Source organism: Streptomyces ipomoeae 91-03, from assembly GCF_000317595.1.
Classification (GTDB): Bacteria; Actinomycetota; Actinomycetes; order Streptomycetales; family Streptomycetaceae; genus Streptomyces; species Streptomyces ipomoeae.
Map to the genome: position 1 here is coordinate 1 of NZ_AEJC01000285.1, position 17043 is coordinate 17043.

Below are 17043 nucleotides of genomic sequence, written 5' to 3' on the forward strand. Positions count from 1 at the left end.
GCCACACGCGTTGCCGGCGTCCTGCCGGCCTCGGGCGGTGGCGGAACGCCGTCCGGAGAGGGATGTTTCCGGACCAACTTGCGTCATGTGCATGCTGATAATGCCGGGCTGTGGAGTTTCCGTAAAGTTTCTGTAAAGACCCTGTGTAATACGGCGTCCGCGGTCCGCGCCGGCCGGGGAGAAGGCCCCGGGAGCCGTGGGGAAGCCGTCAATTCCCCTGTCCGGAACGCGAGTTGGCGGTTTGCCCGCAGCTGTCGCCTGCACGACAGTGAGGCCGCTCCATCCCTCCGGGGCTGTGTACGACCCCCGGAGGTCTTCGCAGCACGTTTCCGTTCCACCTCGTCAAGTGAGTGAGAGGAAACAGCTCATGCGCATCAGATCCGTACTCGCCGCTGCCGCGCTGACCGGCGCGGCGGTGCTCGGGGCCGTGGCCCCGGCCCAGGCGGCGCCCACCAACGACACGACTCAGGACGTGGGTGCCCTGGCGGTGGTTCACGTCGTCCACTACCAGCACAGCAACTACGGCGGTGCGTCGTTCACCCTGAACGGCGACTACGGCTGTGACACCAACCCCGATGTGGACTGGCAGCTCAGCTCGTACTCCCCCTACGGGTGGAACGACACGGTCTCGTCCTTCCTGGGCTACTCCGACTGCGAGACCAAGCTCTGGGAGCACGACAACTTCGGCGGAGCGAGCTACGGCGCGTACACGAACAGCAGCTATGTGGGCGACGCCATGAACGACAAGGCCTCGTCGTCCCAGAACTCCTGATCCTCCCGTGAGCGTCGTCTCACGGTGAGCGGTGGCGCCGACGGCCGGAATCCGCCGGCGCCACTGGGCGGAAGTTTCCCAGAAGGTCTCCCACCCGGAGGTTTGGACCGCCATGAGCCGGACTCGGTTCCCTCTCCCCTGGCCGGCCGTGGCCCTGGCCGCCGCCGCCCTCCTCTCCGGCTGCTCGGCGGACGGTGACGCCGAGGGCGCGTCCGTGCCGGAGCTCGGCGAGGTGCCGCAGGTGCGGAGCAGCGCCGACATCCCCGATCTGCCGCTGGACGCCTATGTCCTCACCAAGGAGCAGTACCAGGCCTACCTCAAGGCGCAGCGGCTGCTGATCCGGGAGTGCATGTCCCGGTTCGGCTTCGACTTCCGGGCCCTGGACGTCGTACTCGACGCCGAGAAGGTGCCCGACCTCCGCCCCGACAAGACCCGCTACTACTTCCTCGTCGACGCGAACACGGCCGCGGCCTCCGGCTACCGGGTGCCCGACCGGGCCGGTTCCGGCGGGAAGGACGACGGCGACGGCGAGGACACCACCCCCACCGCGGCGGAGCGCGCGGTGCTGGTCGGCAGCAACGCCGGCAAACAGGTCGACGGCGAGCAGGTCCCGAAGGGCGGCTGCCAGGGCGAGGCGAACCGCGAGACCCTCGGCGAGGACGGGACCGACACCTTTCTCCGACTGCCCAACGAGCGGGTCGCGCTCCGCTCCCGCGTGGACGCCGACGAGCGGGTGAAGGACGTCTTCGGCAAGTGGAGCGCCTGTATGAAGAAGTCGGGCCACGACTACGACGACCCGATGCAGGCCAACGACGACGACCGGTGGAAGACCCCTGCCCCCGCGGGCCGGACGGAGATCCGGGTGGCCGAGGCGGATGTCGCCTGCAAGCAGCAGGCCAACGTCGTCGGCGTGTGGTGGGCCGTGCAGGCCGCGTACGAGAAGCAGTACATCGAGAAGAACGCCGAGCGCATGGCCGATGTGAAGCGCACCGTCGACGCCATCCTGCGCAACTCGGGGCGACTGGCGGGCAACGGTGCCTGAACAGCGCGGGGACGGGGGATCGGAGGGGGCGGCCGAGGGGACCTCTGACGAGAAGACGGAGGTCGAGGAACCGTCGTCCGGCACGGTGCCCGAGGCTGCCGGGGACGCACCACGGGACGTCGGTGCCGCCGATGACGCCGGGGCCGGAGTCGTGGACGAGCGCGGTGGTGCGTCGCTCGCGCGGCGGCGGGCTCTGCTGGCGACCGTCGTCGCGGCGGCCGTGGTGCTGTCGGCCGGGGGCATCGGCGCCGCCACCATGGTCAAGTCCCCGGCGGAGCGGGCCGCTTCGCAGGGACCGCCCCCGGCCGATGTGCTCACCGCTCCGGTCGAGTACCGGGTGCTCAAGGACTCCGTCGTGCTGCGCGGCACCGTACGGGCGGACCAGACCGTCGAGATCACGGCGGTGTCGGCGGGCGGCGGGGACGCCGTGCGCGCGGTGGTGACCAGGACCCCGCTGCGGGAGGGCGCCCAGGTAAAGGCGGGCTCGGTGCTGGTCGAGATCTCCGGCCGCCCGCTCTTCGCCCTGCAAGGCACCCTGCCCGCCTACCGTGATCTGAAGCCCGGCGCGCACGGCGCCGACGTCGCCCAACTGCAGCGGGCGCTCGCGCGTCTCGGCCACGGTACCGCCCCCGACCCGGAGGGCACGTTCGGTGCCGGGACCAAGCGGGCCCTCACCGCCTTCTACGCCTCCCGGGGCTACGAGCCGCTGCCCGCCACGGCCGACGGCGGTGCCGCGCTGACCGCCGCCGAGCGGGCGGTGACCCAGGCCGAGCGCGCCTGGGAGGACGCGCCGAAGGGCAAGGCGAAGACCCGCGCGGCGGAGGACCTGGCCGCGGCCAAGGCCGAACGCGCCGCGCTGGAGGCGGTCGACGGGCCCATGCTGCCCGCCGCCGAGGTGGTCTTCCTGCGGAGCGTCCCCGCCCGGGTCGACCGGCTGGGCACCCGGGTCGGCGCCGAGGCCGGGCCCGGCGCCGAACTCCTCACCGTCTCCTCGGGCGACCTGGTCGTCCAGGGCGGACTCGGCCCCGAGCAGCGCGAACTCGTCCGGGCCGGGCAACAGGTGGAGATCCTCTCCGAGGCCACCGGAACCACGGCCGAGGGCACCGTCACCACCGTGTCCGAGGAGGCCGGCCGGAACGTCGGCGACAGCCAGAACGCCGGGGACGGTGGCTCGGGGGAGGGGAGCGGGGGCGGTTACGCCGTGCTGGTCGAACCCACGAAGAAGCTTCCCGTGAAGCTCGCCGGTCAGGACGTCCGGCTCACGGTGACCGCCGGCTCCTCCAAGAAGAAGGTGCTGATCGTACCGGTCGCCGCGATCTCCGCCGGCGCCGACGGCAAGTCCGTCGTCACGGTGTACGGGGCCGATGGCAGCCGCCGGCGCACGGAGGTGGCGACGAGCACCACGGGCGACGGTTTCGTCGCCGTACGCCCCCTCGACGGGGGCCGACTCCGTGCGGGCGACCGCGTGATCGTCGGCGTGACGGGCGGGGAAGCCGTGACCGGCGGGGGAGACATGACACGCGGGGACGCCGTGACCGGCGGGGAAGCCGTGACGGACGGGGAGAACGCCGGATGACGCGGCCCACACCCGACGGCGGCCCCGCCCTCACCCCCGTCCTCGAACTGCGCGGCGCCGCCCTCACCTACCCCGGCCCGCCCCCGGTCGAGGCCCTCAAGCCCTGCGATCTGCGGGTCGGGCGCGGCGAGTACGTCACCGTCGTCGGGCCCTCCGGCTCCGGGAAGTCGACCTTCCTCAACATCGCGGGGCTGCTCGACACCCCCACCGCGGGCGTCTGTCTGCTGGACGGTCACGACACCGGTGCGCTGAAGGACGCCGAGCGCACGGCGCTGCGGGGGCGGCGCATCGGCTTCGTCTTCCAGTCCTTCCACCTCCTGCCCCACCGCAGCGCCCGCGAGAACGTCGAGCTGGCGATGATGTACGGCGGCCGGTTACGGCGGGCGGCACGGGCGGCGCGTGCGCGGGAGGCGCTGGAACGGGTCGGGCTCGGTCCACGCGCCGACGCACCGCCCACGCGGCTCTCGGGCGGCGAACGCCAGCGCGTGGCCATCGCCCGCGCCCTCGTCGCCCGCCCCTCACTCCTGCTCTGCGACGAGCCCACCGGCAGCCTGGACAGCGCGACCGCCAAGTCCGTGCTCCGCCTCCTCGACGCGCTGCACGACGACGGCATGACCCTCGTGGTCATCACCCACGATCCCGCCGTCGCCGCCCGGGGACAGCGCACCGTCACCATCCGGGACGGGGTGCTCAGCGAGCGGAGCGAGCCGGGCCGGCCGGAGAGGGGCGCGGTATGAGGGCCGGGCAGGGACGCGGTACGAGGGGGCCGTCGACAGTCGTGCGCCGGGTCCGACGGTCCGCCCCCGTCGTCGAGCGCTCCCGTCTCGCTCTCCGCGACCTCCTCGCCGAAGCCGTCGCCGGCGTTCTGCAGCGTCCCGGGCGCTCCGCGCTCACCGCGCTCGGGACCGTGCTCGGTGTCGGCACCTTCGTGGCGATCCTCGGGCTGACCGCCACGGCCTCCTCCCAGATCGACTCCCGCTTCAACTCCCTGACCGCGACCGAGGTGACCGTCGAGGACACCGGCGGCGACGAGCCCGTGAAACCGGCCCTCTCCTTCCCGGACGACGCCGACCGCCGCATCGAGCGCCTGGGCGGTGTCGAGGCCGCCGGGGTCTACTGGACCGTCGACGCCCCCGCCGCCCGCCGCGTGCGCGCCGCGCCGGTCGGGTCGGGCGCCCGGGGCGACGAGGTGCCGGTGCTCGCCGCGTCCTCCGGGACGCTCAGGGCCGCCCGGCCGACGCTGCGGCAGGGCAGGGTCTTCGACTCCTGGCATGACAGGGAGCGGCAGCGGGTCGCCGTGATCGGCGCCGGTACGGCGGCCCGGCTCGGCATCACCACCCTCGACACCCGGCCCGCCGTCTTCATCGGTGAGGTCCCCTTCACGGTCATCGGCATCGTCGCGGACGTGGAACGCAAGGCCGATCTGCTGCTCTCCGTCGTGGTGCCGCGTACGACCGCGGCCGATCTGTGGGGGCCGCCCACCCAGAGCCGCGCCGGGATGCTGATCTCCACCCGGGTCGGCGCGGCCGTCCAGATCGCCGAGGAGGCCCCGCTCGCCCTTCGCCCGGACCTGCCGGGCCTCTTCAGGGCCGTACCACCGCCCGACCCGAAGTCCCTGCGTACGTCGGTCACCTCCGACCTGGACCAGCTCTTCCTCGTCCTCGCCGCGATCTGCCTGGTCATCGGGGCCGTGGGCATCGCCAACACCACGCTGGTCGCCGTACTGGAACGCACCGGGGAGATAGGTCTGCGACGCTCGCTGGGGGCGAGGGGGCGCCATGTCCTGGGCCAGTTCCTCGCGGAGTCCGGGGCGCTCGGCATGCTGGGCGGGCTGGTCGGCACCTCGCTCGGGGTGCTCACCGTGCTCACGGTCGCCGTCGTACGGGACTGGACGGCCGTCATCCATCCGGGCACCGTGGCCGCCGCCCCGCTCATCGGCCTCGCCACCGGTGTCCTCGCGGGCCTCTACCCCGCCTGGCGGGCCTCCCGCGTCGAACCCGCCGAGGCCCTGCGCAGGTAGCGCCGGCGTGGTCCCGCGAAGGTCGCCCGCGGCGGGCCAGGGGCGGACACCTGATCCGGGCGCCCTCCCCGGCCCGACCCTGCGAAATACTGTCGGAGCTGCGGAAACGGCAGCCCATGGCGGGCACTTCCATCGGATTCAGGAGCGGCGCATGCACGACGAAGGCGGAAACGACGACGGTCGCCGGGGTACGACCCCTGCGCCGACGGGCGGGATGGACCAGGCGTTCCTGGCGCTGGAGCGGGAGCTGACGGTGCTGTTGCGGCGGGCGCGGGCCAAGTCCGGCGAGATGGCCCGGGCGGTCCATCCGGACCTGGAGTCCGCGGCGTACGGCCTCCTCGCCCGCCTCGACGAGACCGGACGCCTCCGTGCCACCGAACTCGCCGCCTACATCGGCGTCGGCAAGGCCACCATGTCCCGCCAGCTCCGCGCCCTCGAACACCTCGGCCTCATCGCCCGCGAACCCGACCCCGCCGACGGCCGCGCCTGGCTCGTCCACCTCACCGACGAGGGCCGCGCCCGCTTCCGTGCCGTCCGCGACGCACGACGCGCGGCCTACGTCCGCCAGATGGCCGGCTGGGACCGCGACGAGGTCGCCGAACTGGCCCGGCTGCTGCATCAGTTGAACCGGGGTGCGGAGGGCTGAGGGCCGGGCGTACGAAGCGGCCAGAGCTCCCCGAAGCGATCCGAGCTCAAAGCTCCCCGAAGCGGTCCCGGCTCAGAGCTCCACGAACACCGCGCTCGCGTCGTCGTGTCGCTTCCCCCGCCGCGGGAACTCGCCCTCCACATCGGCGCATTCGAGCTCCCTCACCCGCCGCACCAACCCCCGCGCACCCTCCTTTCGCATGAACGTGAAGCAGTCCTCCCAGGTGCCCTCGTGGAACCTCTCCACCCATCGGGTCGCTCCGTCCGTCAGTGCGGCGAGGGCGCGGACACCCGAGCGCGGCACCACGCCCGTCACGGCGCGCTCGGACACGGACGGGTCCGCCGCCGCCGTCCAGAAGCCGCCCTCCTTGTTCCGCACCGTCGAGTCGGCGATCGCGGCCGTCGCCAACGACGCGCGTGGTACGCGGGACAGACGGTCGTCCAGTACCGCCGTCACCGTCCCGTCCGGGGCCTGAAGGAGGAGGGCCGAGTCCGACAGGATCAGGTACTCCACGGCCTCCGTCGACCAGCGGGTCAGGACCACCGTGGCCTGTGGGGTGCGCGGGTGAGAAAGGTCACAGGTTTGGGTGTGGGACTGGGCGGTACGAGAAATGGCCGAAGAGAGCACGGTGGCCAGGGGGGAATCCCGCCCGGAAACGGACAGTTCGGTCAGGGCGCCGCCCAGGCGGGACGTGAACCAGTCGACCGAATGTCGACAGCCGTAGTCGGTGGGCGGTGGGGTCACACCGTCGAGGAGGACGAGGGCACCGCCCTGTCCGCCCGCGGGTAGGGCGACCGACGCGAAGTCCTCGTTGGGGCGGGCGGGGTCGCCGGGTTCCGAGACGAGTTCGGTTCGCATTCGGCCAGTCTGCACGAGCCCTCCACAAGATCCGTGAAAGGCCGACAATGGTTGCCGTACGGACCGGACCCTTCGGATCGGGCGTCGGGTTTGGCATGGAATGATCGTCAGTGGTGAAGCGCGGCGGCGAATACTGCCAAAGCGCGTCGCCCACGTCCAACCGGCCCGCCAAGCAGGGCATCGGCACGCGCCGGAGGAACTTGCCCGCCAACTCCCCTGGGATGTTCACTCCTTCGGGTGGCGGGACTGATGATGCGGGACCACTGCCCACCGGCACTGGGAGGGTCGGGAGCCGTACCGGGGGGACGGCCGTTTAGTTGACCAGTTGACGGAACGTCACCCGGGCCCATGGGTACACGAGTCAGGAATGCGAGCACCGGTGCAGAAGACGCGGCCTCGGCGCGCAGAGAAGAAGGCGGCCAAGAAGGCGGCTCAGGGGGCTGCCAAGGCCTCCGCGGCCTCACCGACCCCGCAGGGGGCGGCCGGTCGGCCCGCTCCCACCGTCGGCACCGGGCGGAAGACGCACGTACGCAACCGGCTCTTCGTCGCCGTGGCCGTCGTGGCCGCCGCCATCGCGGGCGCGGGGGCGCCCTCGATCCTCGCCGCCTCGGAGCAACTGCACGACAGCCAGAGCCTGGTGACGCTCGCCGAGCGCACCGAGGAGACGCTCACGCTCGCCCACGCGCTCGCCGACGAGCGGGACGAGGTCACGGCTTACATCGCCGCCGGGCGGCCCAAGTCCGGCGCGCCGGACGAGCAGCGCAGCGACCGCGTCGACCTCCAGGTCCGGGAGCTGAGCGCGGACAGTGACACGTCCGCCGCGCTGCGCGAGGACATGGCCTCCATCGCCGACGTACGGAAAGCGGCGCTCTCCGGAGAGAGCACCGCTCTCGAAGCGCACGAGGCGTACACCGCCGTCGTCACCGAACTCCACGCCCTCGCCGAGGAGCTGGCCGAGCAGCTGCCGCCCCGCGCGGGCGGCGGCGCGCACGCCCTCGCCGAACTCGACACCGCCGTCCAGCAGGCCGCCGCCGTCCGCGGACTGCTCGTCGCCGCGCTCAGCGTCCCGACGACCACCCAGACCGTCACCGACCCGGTCACCGGGCTGCCCACCACCACGACCGGTGCCTCCGCCGCCGACCGGAAGCAGCGCGACGCCCTCACCGCCGCCGCCCAGCAGGCCCGCGTCCGCTCCGACGCCGCCCTCGCCGACTTCCGCGAGACCGCGCCCACCGCCGCCCGCTCCTCCTACGACGCCACGGTCACCGGCCCCGAGGCCGACACCGCCGACGAGTACCTCGCCGACCTCACCGACCAGCCCACCCTCGCCGACAGCGAGACCGGCACCAGCGCCAAGAAGGTCAACGCGGCGCTCTCCGCCCGTGTCGACCTGATGCGCGGCGCCGAGTCCTCCCTCTACGACCGGCGCAGCAAGGACCTCGCCCAGCTGCGCGACGACGACGTCACCGCGCTGGAGATCCGGATCGCCGTCCTCGGCGCCCTGATGCTCGTCGCCGTCGGCATCGCCACCGGCATGGCCCGCTCCCTCACCCGCCCGCTCGCGGTGCTGCGCATCGGCTCGGCCCGCGTCGCCGGGGACCCGGTCGCCGAGGAACCCATCAAGTTCACCGGCCGCAACGACGAGTTCGCCCAGGTCGTGCGCTCCGTCAACGCGCTCCAGGCGCACGCCCTCGCGCTGCACGAGCGTCTCGCGCCCCTGGAGGGCGACCGCAAGCACCTCATCGGCCAGCGCCAGACCATGGCCGCCGACCGCGACCGGCTGCGCGCCGAACTCGCCGAGACCGCCGACCATCTGGCGAAGGTCAAGCACAGCCTCCACGCCACCTTCGTCAACCTGGCGCTGCGCACCCTCGGCCTCGTGGAGCGGCAACTCGCCGTCATCGAGTCCCTGGAGGAGCGCGAGCAGGACCCGGACCGGCTCGCCACCCTCTTCAAGCTCGACCACTTCGCCACCGTCATGCGCCGCCACAGCGAGAACCTTCTCGTCCTGGCCGGCCACGAGCACGTCCAGCACCACGCCGGCGCCGTCCCGCTCGTCGACGTCGTCCGCGCCGCGGTCAGCGAGATCGAGCGCTACGAGCGCGTCCGCATCGCCACGCTGCCGCCGGGCGCGCACGTCGCCGGGTTCGCCGCCGACGACCTCAGCCACCTCCTCGCCGAACTCCTGGAGAACGGCACCTCGTTCTCGCCGCCCGAGATGTCCGTCGAGATCTCCGGCCGGCTGACGGAGCACGGCGAGATCACCCTCACCGTCCAGGACGGCGGCATCGGCATCCCCGCCGACCGGATCGCGAAGCTCAACTCCCGCATCAGCGACTTCGACCCCGAGGCCCCGTACGACCAGGAGGACGGCGAGGGGCTCGGCCTCGGCCTGTACGTCGTGGCCCGCCTCGCCCACCGGCTCGGCGCCTCCGTACACCTGCGGGAGCAGAACCCGGGCGGTGTCGCCGCGGTCGTCGTCCTGCCGACGTCGCTGCTGGCCCAGACCCCCGACGTGCCCACGGGCACCCCGGCCGGGCTCACCCCGAACCTGACCCTGCCCGGCATCGACGCCGAGGCCAACTCGGGCGCCCTGCCCGGCCGCGGCGTCCCCGTACGCGAACCGCAGGGCGACGGCGACCCGCTCATCGAGGCGGCGGAACAGGCACTGCGGGCGAGGGAGGCCGTGGGGACGGCCGAATCCGCCCGCGCGCACACGGAAGCGGCGGCGTACGCCGCGGAAGAGGAGGACCCGGACACGGCCGTACGCGCGGGGAACGCGGACACGGCCGGACACGAGGAGAACGGGAACAGCGCCGTTCGCGCGGGGAACGCGGACGGAGCCGTACGTACGGACGACGGGGACACGGCCGCAGACGCCGACGCGTTCGTACGGCAGGACGAGCGGGCGGAGCCGGAGCGCGAGGACCGGGTCGAGTCCGTTTCCGAGACCACGATGGAGCTCTTCGCCCCGGCGGCACCGGAGGAGGCCGCCGACGAGGAGCCCGACGGCCCCTACGCCATCGGACCCGACACCCATGAGCGCGCCGCCGACGAGGGGGACGCGGCGCGCACGGCCGAGGGGCCACGGGATCAGGCCGAGGAGCCACGGGGCCAGGAGGCACCACGCCTCACCGACAAGGGCCTGCCCAAGCGCACGCCCAGGATCACCGCACCCGCGCCCACGGCCCCGAGGCCGCGCGCCGGGGGCGTGAACGCCGAGGAACTCAGGCGCAGGCTCGGTGGGTTCCACCAGGGGGCCAGGGAGGGACGCCGCGACGTGGAGGCCGAGATCGCCGAGCAGTCGGGCGAGACGCGGATGCCCGAGGCACGTCAGTACCGGACAGAGGCAGTTGACACCACGGGGGGCACTTCCGAGGAGGCAAGCAGTTGACCGCGCCCACGACCTTCGGCCTGAGCAGTGAAGCCCGCAACCTGCACTGGCTGCTGACCAACCTCGTCGAGGAGGTGCCGGGGCTGCTGTCGGTCGCGGTGGTCTCCTCCGACGGTCTGCTCCTCCTCTCCTCCGACCCCGGCAGGAACGCGGCGGCCCGAGAGACCCGCGAAGACCGCCCCCAGGGCCCCAAGGGCTCCTCCGCCGACCTCGCCACCATCGTCTCCGGCATCGGCAGCCTCACCATCGGCGCCGCCAAGCTGATGGAGTTCGGCGGGGTCAAGCAGACGATGGTCGCGATGGACGAGGGCAGCCTCTTCGTGATGTCGATCAGCGACGGCTCGCTGCTCGGCGTACACGGCTCCCCGGACTGCGACATGAGCGTGGTGGCGTACCACATGGCGCTCTTCGTCGGCCGCGCCGGCCATGTCCTCACCCCCGAACTCCGCAGCGAGCTGCGCCAGTCGCTGGAGGCGGAGAGGGGGGCCGTACGGGAGACCGAGGCGGCCGGGAGCGGTCGATGACCGGCCCGCGAAAGACCAAGTCGCGTGCGCCCAAGCCGACATCGGCGAAGCGCCCGGGGATACAGCGGGGCGCGCAGAAGAAACTCCCCGTGCGCGGCGGCGACCGCAGGCCCGCCCGCGTACGCCCCTACTCGCTCACCGGCGGCCGTACCCGCTTCGGCCACGTCCTGCTCGTGGAGACCTTCGTCGCCGTCCTCGAAGCCCCGGCGACGGAACGCTTCGAAGCCACGGCGGAGCGGCCGGAGTTGCCCGGGGGCACCGCCCACACGTTCGGCAGCGGGGGAGGTTCACTCAACACCAAGGTGATGCCCGAGATGCGGGCCATCATCGAACTCTGCCGCCGTATGCGGACGGTGGCGGAGATCGCCGCGCTGCTGAAGATGCCGCTCGGCGTGGTCCGCGTCCTCCTCAGCGATCTCGCGGACCAGGGAAAGATCCGTGTGTACGGAACAGGTCACGGACCGGGACAGCCGGACCGTGCTCTGCTGGAAAGGGTGCTGAGTGGACTCCGCCGTCTCTGACGCCGCCTCGGCCGGCGTCAACCCCGCCGCCTCGGCCGGCGTCACCCCGGGCGTCACGGGCGACGCCCTCCGCGTCGACATGAACGCCCCACGTTTCGACGTCGACGTCTCCCGGCCCGGCGGCCTCGCCCGGGCAGCCTCGCCCGGCCTCGACTGCCCGGCCGCGACCGTGCCCGAGCCCCGGGCCGCGACCGTGCCCGAGCCCCGGGCCGCGACCGTGCCCGAGCCCCGGGCCGAGGCGGAGCCCGAGCCCGAGCCCGAGGAGGAGCTGAAGGCCTGGCAGACCGATCTCAGCCGCGCCCCCATCGCCACCAAGATCGTGGTCGCGGGGGGCTTCGGCGTCGGCAAGACCACGTTCGTCGGCGCGGTCTCCGAGATCACCCCGCTGCGGACCGAGGCGCTGATGACCGAGGCCAGCGCCGCCACGGACGACCTCTCCGCGACCCCGGAGAAGTACACCACCACCGTGGCCATGGACTACGGCCGCATCACCCTCGCCGACGACCTCGTGCTCTACCTGTTCGGCACGCCCGGCCAGGAGCGGTTCTGGTTCATGTGGGACGACCTGGTGCGCGGCGCGATCGGCGCGGTCGTCATCGCCGACACCCGCCGGCTGTCCGACTGCTTCCCCGCGCTCGACTACTTCGAGAGCTGCGGACTGCCGTACATGGTCGCCGTCAACGTCTTCGACGGCAGTGTGCGGTACGAACCGGAGGACGTACGGGACGCGCTGAGCGTCCCGGACCCCGTACCTGTCATGATCATGGACGCGCGCGACAGGACCTCGGTGATGAAGACCCTGCTGGCCCTCTGCGCGCACGCGATATCACTCAGCCCCGAGTAGCCCGGCCCGCGCCGACAGCCCCGGCAGGCGCGCAACGGGCGCGGAAGACCAAGTGGGAGACGAACCCCGGATGCGGAAGATACTCGTCGTCGGAGCCGGCCAGTCCGGGCTCCAACTCGCCCTGGGCCTCCAGACGCACGGGTACGAGGTCACGCTGATGTCCAACCGGACACCGGACGAGATACGCACGGGCCGGATCATGTCCACCCAGTGCATGTTCGACTCGGCACTGCGGCACGAGCGCGATCTGGGGCTGAACTTCTGGGAGTCCCAGGCGCCCAGGATCGAGGGCGTCGGCGTGTCCGTCGCCGGCCCGGACGGCCACCGCGCCATCGACTGGGTGGGGCGGCTCCGCGGCTACGCCCAGGCCATCGACCAGCGGGTGAAGATGGCCGGCTGGCTGGACACCTTCTCCCGACGCGGCGGCCAACTGGTCATCCACGGCGCCGCCGTCTCCGATCTCGACTACTTCTCCCGCATGTACGACCTCGTGCTCGTCACGGCCGGCAAGGGCGAGCTGGTGAACATGTTCCGCCGCGACGCCGCCCGCTCCCCGTACACCGAGCCGCAGCGCGCCCTCGCCGCCGTCTACGTGCACGGCCTCGGCCCCCGCCCCGAGCACCCCGAGTTCGACGCCGCCCGCTGCAACCTCGTGCCCGGCGTCGGCGAACTCATCGTCCAGCCCGTCCTCACCACCTCCGGCCGCGCCGACGCCCTGTTCTGGCTGGGCCTGCCCGGCGGCCCGCTCGACGCCTTCGGCGACGTCCGTGACGCCGAGGGGCACCTGGCGCTCACTCTCGACCTCATGCGGCGGTACGTTCCCTGGGAGTACGACCGCACCGCCGGGGTCGAGCCGACGGACGCGGGGGCCGCGCTCGTCGGCCGCTACACCCCTGTCGTGCGGCACCCCGTCGCCCAGTTGCCCGGCGGAGGGCCGGTCCTGGGCGCCGGTGACGTCGTCGTGGCCAACGATCCGCTGACCGGGCAGGGGGCCAACACGGCGGCCAAGTGCGCGGCCGTCTATCTCGCCGCGATTCTCGAACACGGGGACAAGGAGTTCGACGAGGCGTGGATGCGGCGGACGTTCGAGCGATTCTGGGAGATCGCGGGGCCGGTGACCACCTGGACCAACACGATGTTGGCTCCGCCGGCCGAGCATGTCCTGCGGTTGGTCGGGGCCGCTGAGGGGTTGCCGGGGGTGGCGGATCGTTTTGCCAATGGGTTCGACGATCCGGCCGATTTCGAGGGGTACTTCTACGACGCCGGGAAGACCGAGGCGTATGTGGCCGAGGCGGCCGGGTCCTTCGCGCCGTAGGCCCTGTCGGTTTCCTCTGCCGCTGCGGTGCGGAGCTTTGGAAGCTTGTAGTGCTTCAAGGGCTTGGCTTTGGGGTCCGGGCGCACGGCGCCCAGGATGGGGTTGGCCGCCATCGGGGAGATCTTGACCCTGGCGCCCGGGCGAGGGGCTTGGATCACCTTGCCGTTGCCCACGTAGAGGGCCACGTGGCTGGCCCCCTTGAAGTAGATGATCAGGTCGCCGGGACGGACTCGGTTCAACGGGACTCGGGGGAGTTGGGCCCATTGCTGTTGGCTGGTGCGGGGGATGGGGTGCCCCGCGTGGGTCCAGGCCCGGAACGTGAGGCCTGAGCAGTCGAAGGAGTGCGGGCCCTCGGCGCCCCATTCGTACGGTTTGCCGATCTGGGCCATCGCGTAGCGCAGGGCCTTGGCTCCTGAACTGGTCGGGGGGCGTGGGGGGCTGAGGGCGCCGGAGGTGACCAGGTCCTGTTGGGCCTGGGCGGCGGTGGTCCGCTCCCGCGTCTCGATCTCGGCCAGTTGGTCGGCGGTGAGGGAGGCCAGGAGTTCTTCGACCTCGGTCAGGCGGGCGCGTACGGCGTCGCGTTCCGTCCTGCGGCGTTCGGTGAGGGTGAGTTGGCGGTCGAGGGCGGCGCGGGCCCTGCGGGCGAGGGTGTCGGTCTCCCGCTCGGTGCCGGTCATGCGGGCCACGGTCTCGGCGCGTTCGCGGGCGACCTGCCCGATGACGTGGCCCTGCTCCAGCGCGCGATGCGGGTCGCGGGTGAGGAGAAGGCGTACGTACGGGGAGAGGTCGGTGCTGCTGCTCCGGTACTGCTGCCGGGCCAGCCGGCCGGCCGCGCCCCGGCTGTCGTACAGGGAGAGCCGGGCGTCGGCGAGCCGCTTGTCGAGTCCCGTGACCTCGGCCCGCTGCTTCTTCAGCTCCTCCTCGGTGGCGTTGTACGCCTCCGTCGCCTCCTCGGCCTTGCGATAGAGCCGGTGGAGGTCGGTGAGGAGGGCGGCGACCGAGCGTTTGCGGGGGGTGGGTGCGGGGGCTTCGGGCGGATCGGTGGCGGGGGCCGGGGATCCGGGTACGTCCGTGGTGGGGGCCGGGGGCTCGGGCACGCCCGTGGCGGGTGTGGGCGGTCTGGGCGCGGCGAGCGTGGGGGTGGGCGAGAGGAGTACACCGGCCGTCACCGCCGCCGTACAGACCAGGCGCGGCAGCCTTGCTGACATGTCATCACCTCCGATGCGGGTGGGCCGTCCACCTCGCACCGGCAGACTCGTGCGAGCAGGGGGTGAGCGCGCGCCGGGTGGGCCGTCCGGCCCGGGGGGTCACTCGTCGGTGGGGCGCTGCTGCTCCGGCGGCGTGACGGATCGTCTCCCCGGCCCCGACCACGGCCACTTGAGGCGGCGGCTCGGGTCCGCCCCGGGGTCGTACTCGTACTTCCACAGCTGGTGCAGGAGCCCGCCGCGGCCGGCGTCGACCCGCCGGTACACCAGCACGGTCGGGGGGCCGCCGGCCGGGTCGGGCACGGGGACCCGGTACGTCTTCGGCGGGTGCCCGGTGATGCCGAGCAGCACGGGCAGGACGCGCCCGTCCAGGGGGCCGCCGACGAAGGGGGTGTCTTGGCTCTTCACCGCACCAGTGTCACAGCAGGTGGGCGGCGTCGCCGACCACGGGCAGGGCGCGGTGGGCGAGGGCGGCGACGGTGCCGTCGGGAGTCTCCAGGGCGAGGGCCTGCCGTACGACGGCGGCGGTCTGGGAGTCCCGGGCCGCGGTGGCGACGAGGCAGGCGACGAACTGCTCGACGAGCCAGTCGCGCAGCTCGCCCATGTCCGGCCGCTTGCCCTCGTCGAGCCAGATGAGGGAGGCGGCCTCCACGGAGGTGATCCACATACGGACGGTCATCCGCAGCGGGAGGCCCGGCTCCGACACCTCCATGTGCCGCAGGATGTGCTCGGCCGCCGCCCGCCGGACCCCGTCCACGATGGCGGTCGCCCGCGAGGTCTCCACGACGCTGCCGCCCTGGAGCAGCGCGCTGAACCCGGCGTCATGCCCGTCGACGAAGGCCAGGTAACGGTCCAGGGCGCGGGCCAGCCGGCTGGTGAGGGAGCCCACCGCCGGTTCGTCGAAGCAGTGCTCCAGTTCCTCTGCGGCCGAGCGGAGCGCTGCCTCGTACAACTGCTGCTTGCCGCCGGGGAAGTAGCGGTAGACGAGGGGACGGGAGACCCCGGCCGCCTCCGCCACGTCGTCGAGCGACACATCCTCCGGCGCCCGGTGCGCGAACAGCTCCAGCGCCGCGTCCAGCAACTGACCGCGCCGCTCCTCGACGCTCAGTCGGCGATACGCGCGGGTGGGGGCCTCGGACGTCATACGGGCAGCCTAAGGGCTGCGCCGCCGGGCCGGGGCGCCCAGTGGCCCGGGGGCGTGGTCCTCAGGCCAGCAGCCCCGACGACCTCCACATGCGGCGGCCCACCCCGCGCAGCACCCCGATGTCGTCCAGGAAGTCCGTGAGCCGCTTCGCACCCGTCTGCATGATGTCGCGGCGGTGGGCGCTCGCCCGGACCTGGGCGACGGCCTCGCGCCGGTCGAGACCGATGTTCGTGTAGACCTCGGGGTTGACGAAGGCGACCGAGAAGACACGGGCGAACTCGCCCGAGGTGACCCGGGTGAACTCCCGGGACCAGCGGGGCGCGGTCACCATCTGGCGGCGCAGCTCCTCCCGGGCGTAGCGCACGTGCCGGGCCTCCTCCACGACATGGATACGGGTGACGCCCCTGACGAGCGGCTGGACCCGCTCGTCGGGGAAGGTCAGCCGCTGCATCCAGTCGAGGATCTCCTCACCGAGGAGGGTGGCCGTGAAGGAACCGGGGGTGGTGGAGATCGTCTTGAAGAGGCGGCCCAGGCTCTGGTGAAGACGGCTCACCGGGTAGTACGGCGTCCCGCCCTTGCCGATGAGCCGGGCGAACATCTTCGAGTGCCGGCACTCGTCCTCGATCTCGGTGAGCGCGTAGCGCACATGCGCGCTGGTCGCGGCCCGGTCGTAGATGTGCCGTACGAGCAGCTGCATGAGGATGATCTCGAACCAGATGCCGAGCGAGGCCAGCGCCGCCACCTCGTGCTTCGACAGGGCGATCCGCTGCTCCTCCGACATCCGCCGCCACAGCGGCGTCCCGTACAGCGACACCAGTTCCGGCGGCCAGAACCACTTCCCCTCCTCGAAGGGCGCGTCCCAGTCCAGCTCCTTGTCCGGGTCGAACGAGTGCTTCGCGGAGGAGACGAGCAGCCGCTCCGCCACCCGCTCCCGGTCCTTGAGCAGCCCGAGCGCGTCGCGCAGCACCTCCGCCTCGGAGATCGAGGTCACCGTCGTCATGGCTCAGATCAGCTCCTGGTACGGGGGCGCCCGGCCGAATCCCTGGGCTCCCGGCAGTACTTACCGGCGGTCACCGGTTATGAGACTACTTGTCAGCAAGGCCGTCAATCCCTTGAGCGGCACTTGTTGACGACTCGTCTACGGAGGTTGGGGGTCTGTGCGGTCGTGTAGCGTTCTGGCGT

The 17043-nt window shown here is 72.5% G+C and carries 16 protein-coding genes; 11 read left to right on the forward strand and 5 right to left on the reverse strand.

Going from position 1 to position 17043, the window contains the following annotated elements; translation table 11 throughout:
- Positions 1-367: 367 nt before the first annotated feature.
- The 6 genes from STRIP9103_RS18735 (at position 368) to STRIP9103_RS18760 (ending at position 6056) form a co-directional block, all read left to right on the forward strand.
- A complete protein-coding gene (locus STRIP9103_RS18735) occupies positions 368-772 on the forward strand; it encodes a peptidase inhibitor family I36 protein (RefSeq protein ID WP_009314665.1) in 405 nt (134 codons plus the stop codon).
- A gap of 112 nt (positions 773-884) precedes the next feature.
- A complete protein-coding gene (locus STRIP9103_RS18740; RefSeq protein WP_141572112.1) occupies positions 885-1814 on the forward strand; it encodes a hypothetical protein in 930 nt (309 codons plus the stop codon).
- Positions 1807-3390, forward strand: coding sequence for a peptidoglycan-binding protein (locus STRIP9103_RS18745; protein ID WP_009314652.1), 1584 nt, complete (start codon positions 1807-1809; stop codon positions 3388-3390). Before STRIP9103_RS18740 ends, STRIP9103_RS18745 begins: the two co-directional genes overlap by 8 nt.
- Positions 3387-4127 carry an ABC transporter ATP-binding protein gene (locus STRIP9103_RS18750; protein ID WP_009314656.1) on the forward strand — a complete coding sequence of 247 codons (741 nt, stop codon included), beginning with the start codon at positions 3387-3389 and terminating at the stop codon, positions 4125-4127. The genes STRIP9103_RS18745 and STRIP9103_RS18750 overlap by 4 nt, the downstream gene beginning before the upstream one ends.
- A complete protein-coding gene (locus tag STRIP9103_RS18755; RefSeq protein WP_009314649.1) occupies positions 4124-5410 on the forward strand; it encodes an ABC transporter permease in 1287 nt (428 codons plus the stop codon). The genes STRIP9103_RS18750 and STRIP9103_RS18755 overlap by 4 nt, the downstream gene beginning before the upstream one ends.
- A gap of 151 nt (positions 5411-5561) precedes the next feature.
- Positions 5562-6056: a MarR family winged helix-turn-helix transcriptional regulator gene (locus STRIP9103_RS18760; protein ID WP_009314650.1), complete on the forward strand. Its 495-nt coding sequence runs from the start codon at positions 5562-5564 to the stop codon at positions 6054-6056.
- 72 nt (positions 6057-6128) lie between these two features.
- On the opposite strand, the gene STRIP9103_RS18765 is transcribed toward STRIP9103_RS18760, so the two are convergent.
- Positions 6129-6914, reverse strand: coding sequence for a protein phosphatase 2C domain-containing protein (locus STRIP9103_RS18765; RefSeq protein WP_048820539.1), 786 nt, complete (start codon positions 6912-6914; stop codon positions 6129-6131).
- A gap of 379 nt (positions 6915-7293) precedes the next feature.
- On the opposite strand from STRIP9103_RS18765, the gene STRIP9103_RS18770 reads away from it, so the two are divergent.
- The 5 genes from STRIP9103_RS18770 to STRIP9103_RS18790 all read left to right on the forward strand — a co-directional run bounded on the left by STRIP9103_RS18770 (position 7294) and on the right by STRIP9103_RS18790 (position 13512).
- Positions 7294-10308, forward strand: coding sequence for a sensor histidine kinase (locus tag STRIP9103_RS18770; protein ID WP_009314645.1), 3015 nt, complete (start codon positions 7294-7296; stop codon positions 10306-10308).
- Positions 10305-10832 carry a roadblock/LC7 domain-containing protein gene (locus STRIP9103_RS18775; protein ID WP_009314682.1) on the forward strand — a complete coding sequence of 176 codons (528 nt, stop codon included), beginning with the start codon at positions 10305-10307 and terminating at the stop codon, positions 10830-10832. The genes STRIP9103_RS18770 and STRIP9103_RS18775 overlap by 4 nt, the downstream gene beginning before the upstream one ends.
- Entirely contained in the window at positions 10829-11353 is a 525-nt protein-coding gene (locus STRIP9103_RS18780) for a DUF742 domain-containing protein (RefSeq protein ID WP_009314663.1), read from the forward strand. The genes STRIP9103_RS18775 and STRIP9103_RS18780 overlap by 4 nt, the downstream gene beginning before the upstream one ends.
- Positions 11354-11432: 79 nt before the next feature.
- Positions 11433-12197, forward strand: coding sequence for a GTP-binding protein (locus tag STRIP9103_RS18785; RefSeq protein WP_199790551.1), 765 nt, complete (start codon positions 11433-11435; stop codon positions 12195-12197).
- A gap of 70 nt (positions 12198-12267) precedes the next feature.
- A complete protein-coding gene (locus STRIP9103_RS18790; protein WP_048820540.1) occupies positions 12268-13512 on the forward strand; it encodes a styrene monooxygenase/indole monooxygenase family protein in 1245 nt (414 codons plus the stop codon).
- On the opposite strand, the gene STRIP9103_RS18795 is transcribed toward STRIP9103_RS18790, so the two are convergent.
- From STRIP9103_RS18795 to STRIP9103_RS18810, 4 genes are all read right to left on the reverse strand, one after another.
- Positions 13452-14720: a C40 family peptidase gene (locus STRIP9103_RS18795; protein ID WP_048820541.1), complete on the reverse strand. Its 1269-nt coding sequence runs from the start codon at positions 14718-14720 to the stop codon at positions 13452-13454. The two genes, STRIP9103_RS18790 and STRIP9103_RS18795, sit on opposite strands and share 61 nt — an antisense overlap.
- A 99-nt stretch (positions 14721-14819) precedes the next feature.
- Positions 14820-15125 (reverse strand): hypothetical protein, encoded by a 306-nt coding sequence (locus STRIP9103_RS18800; RefSeq protein WP_009314672.1) that lies wholly within the window; start codon positions 15123-15125, stop codon positions 14820-14822.
- Between the two features lie 10 nt (positions 15126-15135).
- Positions 15136-15861, reverse strand: coding sequence for a TetR/AcrR family transcriptional regulator (locus tag STRIP9103_RS18805; protein ID WP_009314648.1), 726 nt, complete (start codon positions 15859-15861; stop codon positions 15136-15138).
- Positions 15862-15922: 61 nt separating this feature from the next.
- The gene (locus STRIP9103_RS18810) at positions 15923-16861 is read right to left on the reverse strand and encodes an AurF N-oxygenase family protein (protein ID WP_009314653.1); all 939 of its coding nucleotides are present in this window, start codon (positions 16859-16861) and stop codon (positions 15923-15925) included.
- Positions 16862-17043: the final 182 nt, after the last annotated feature.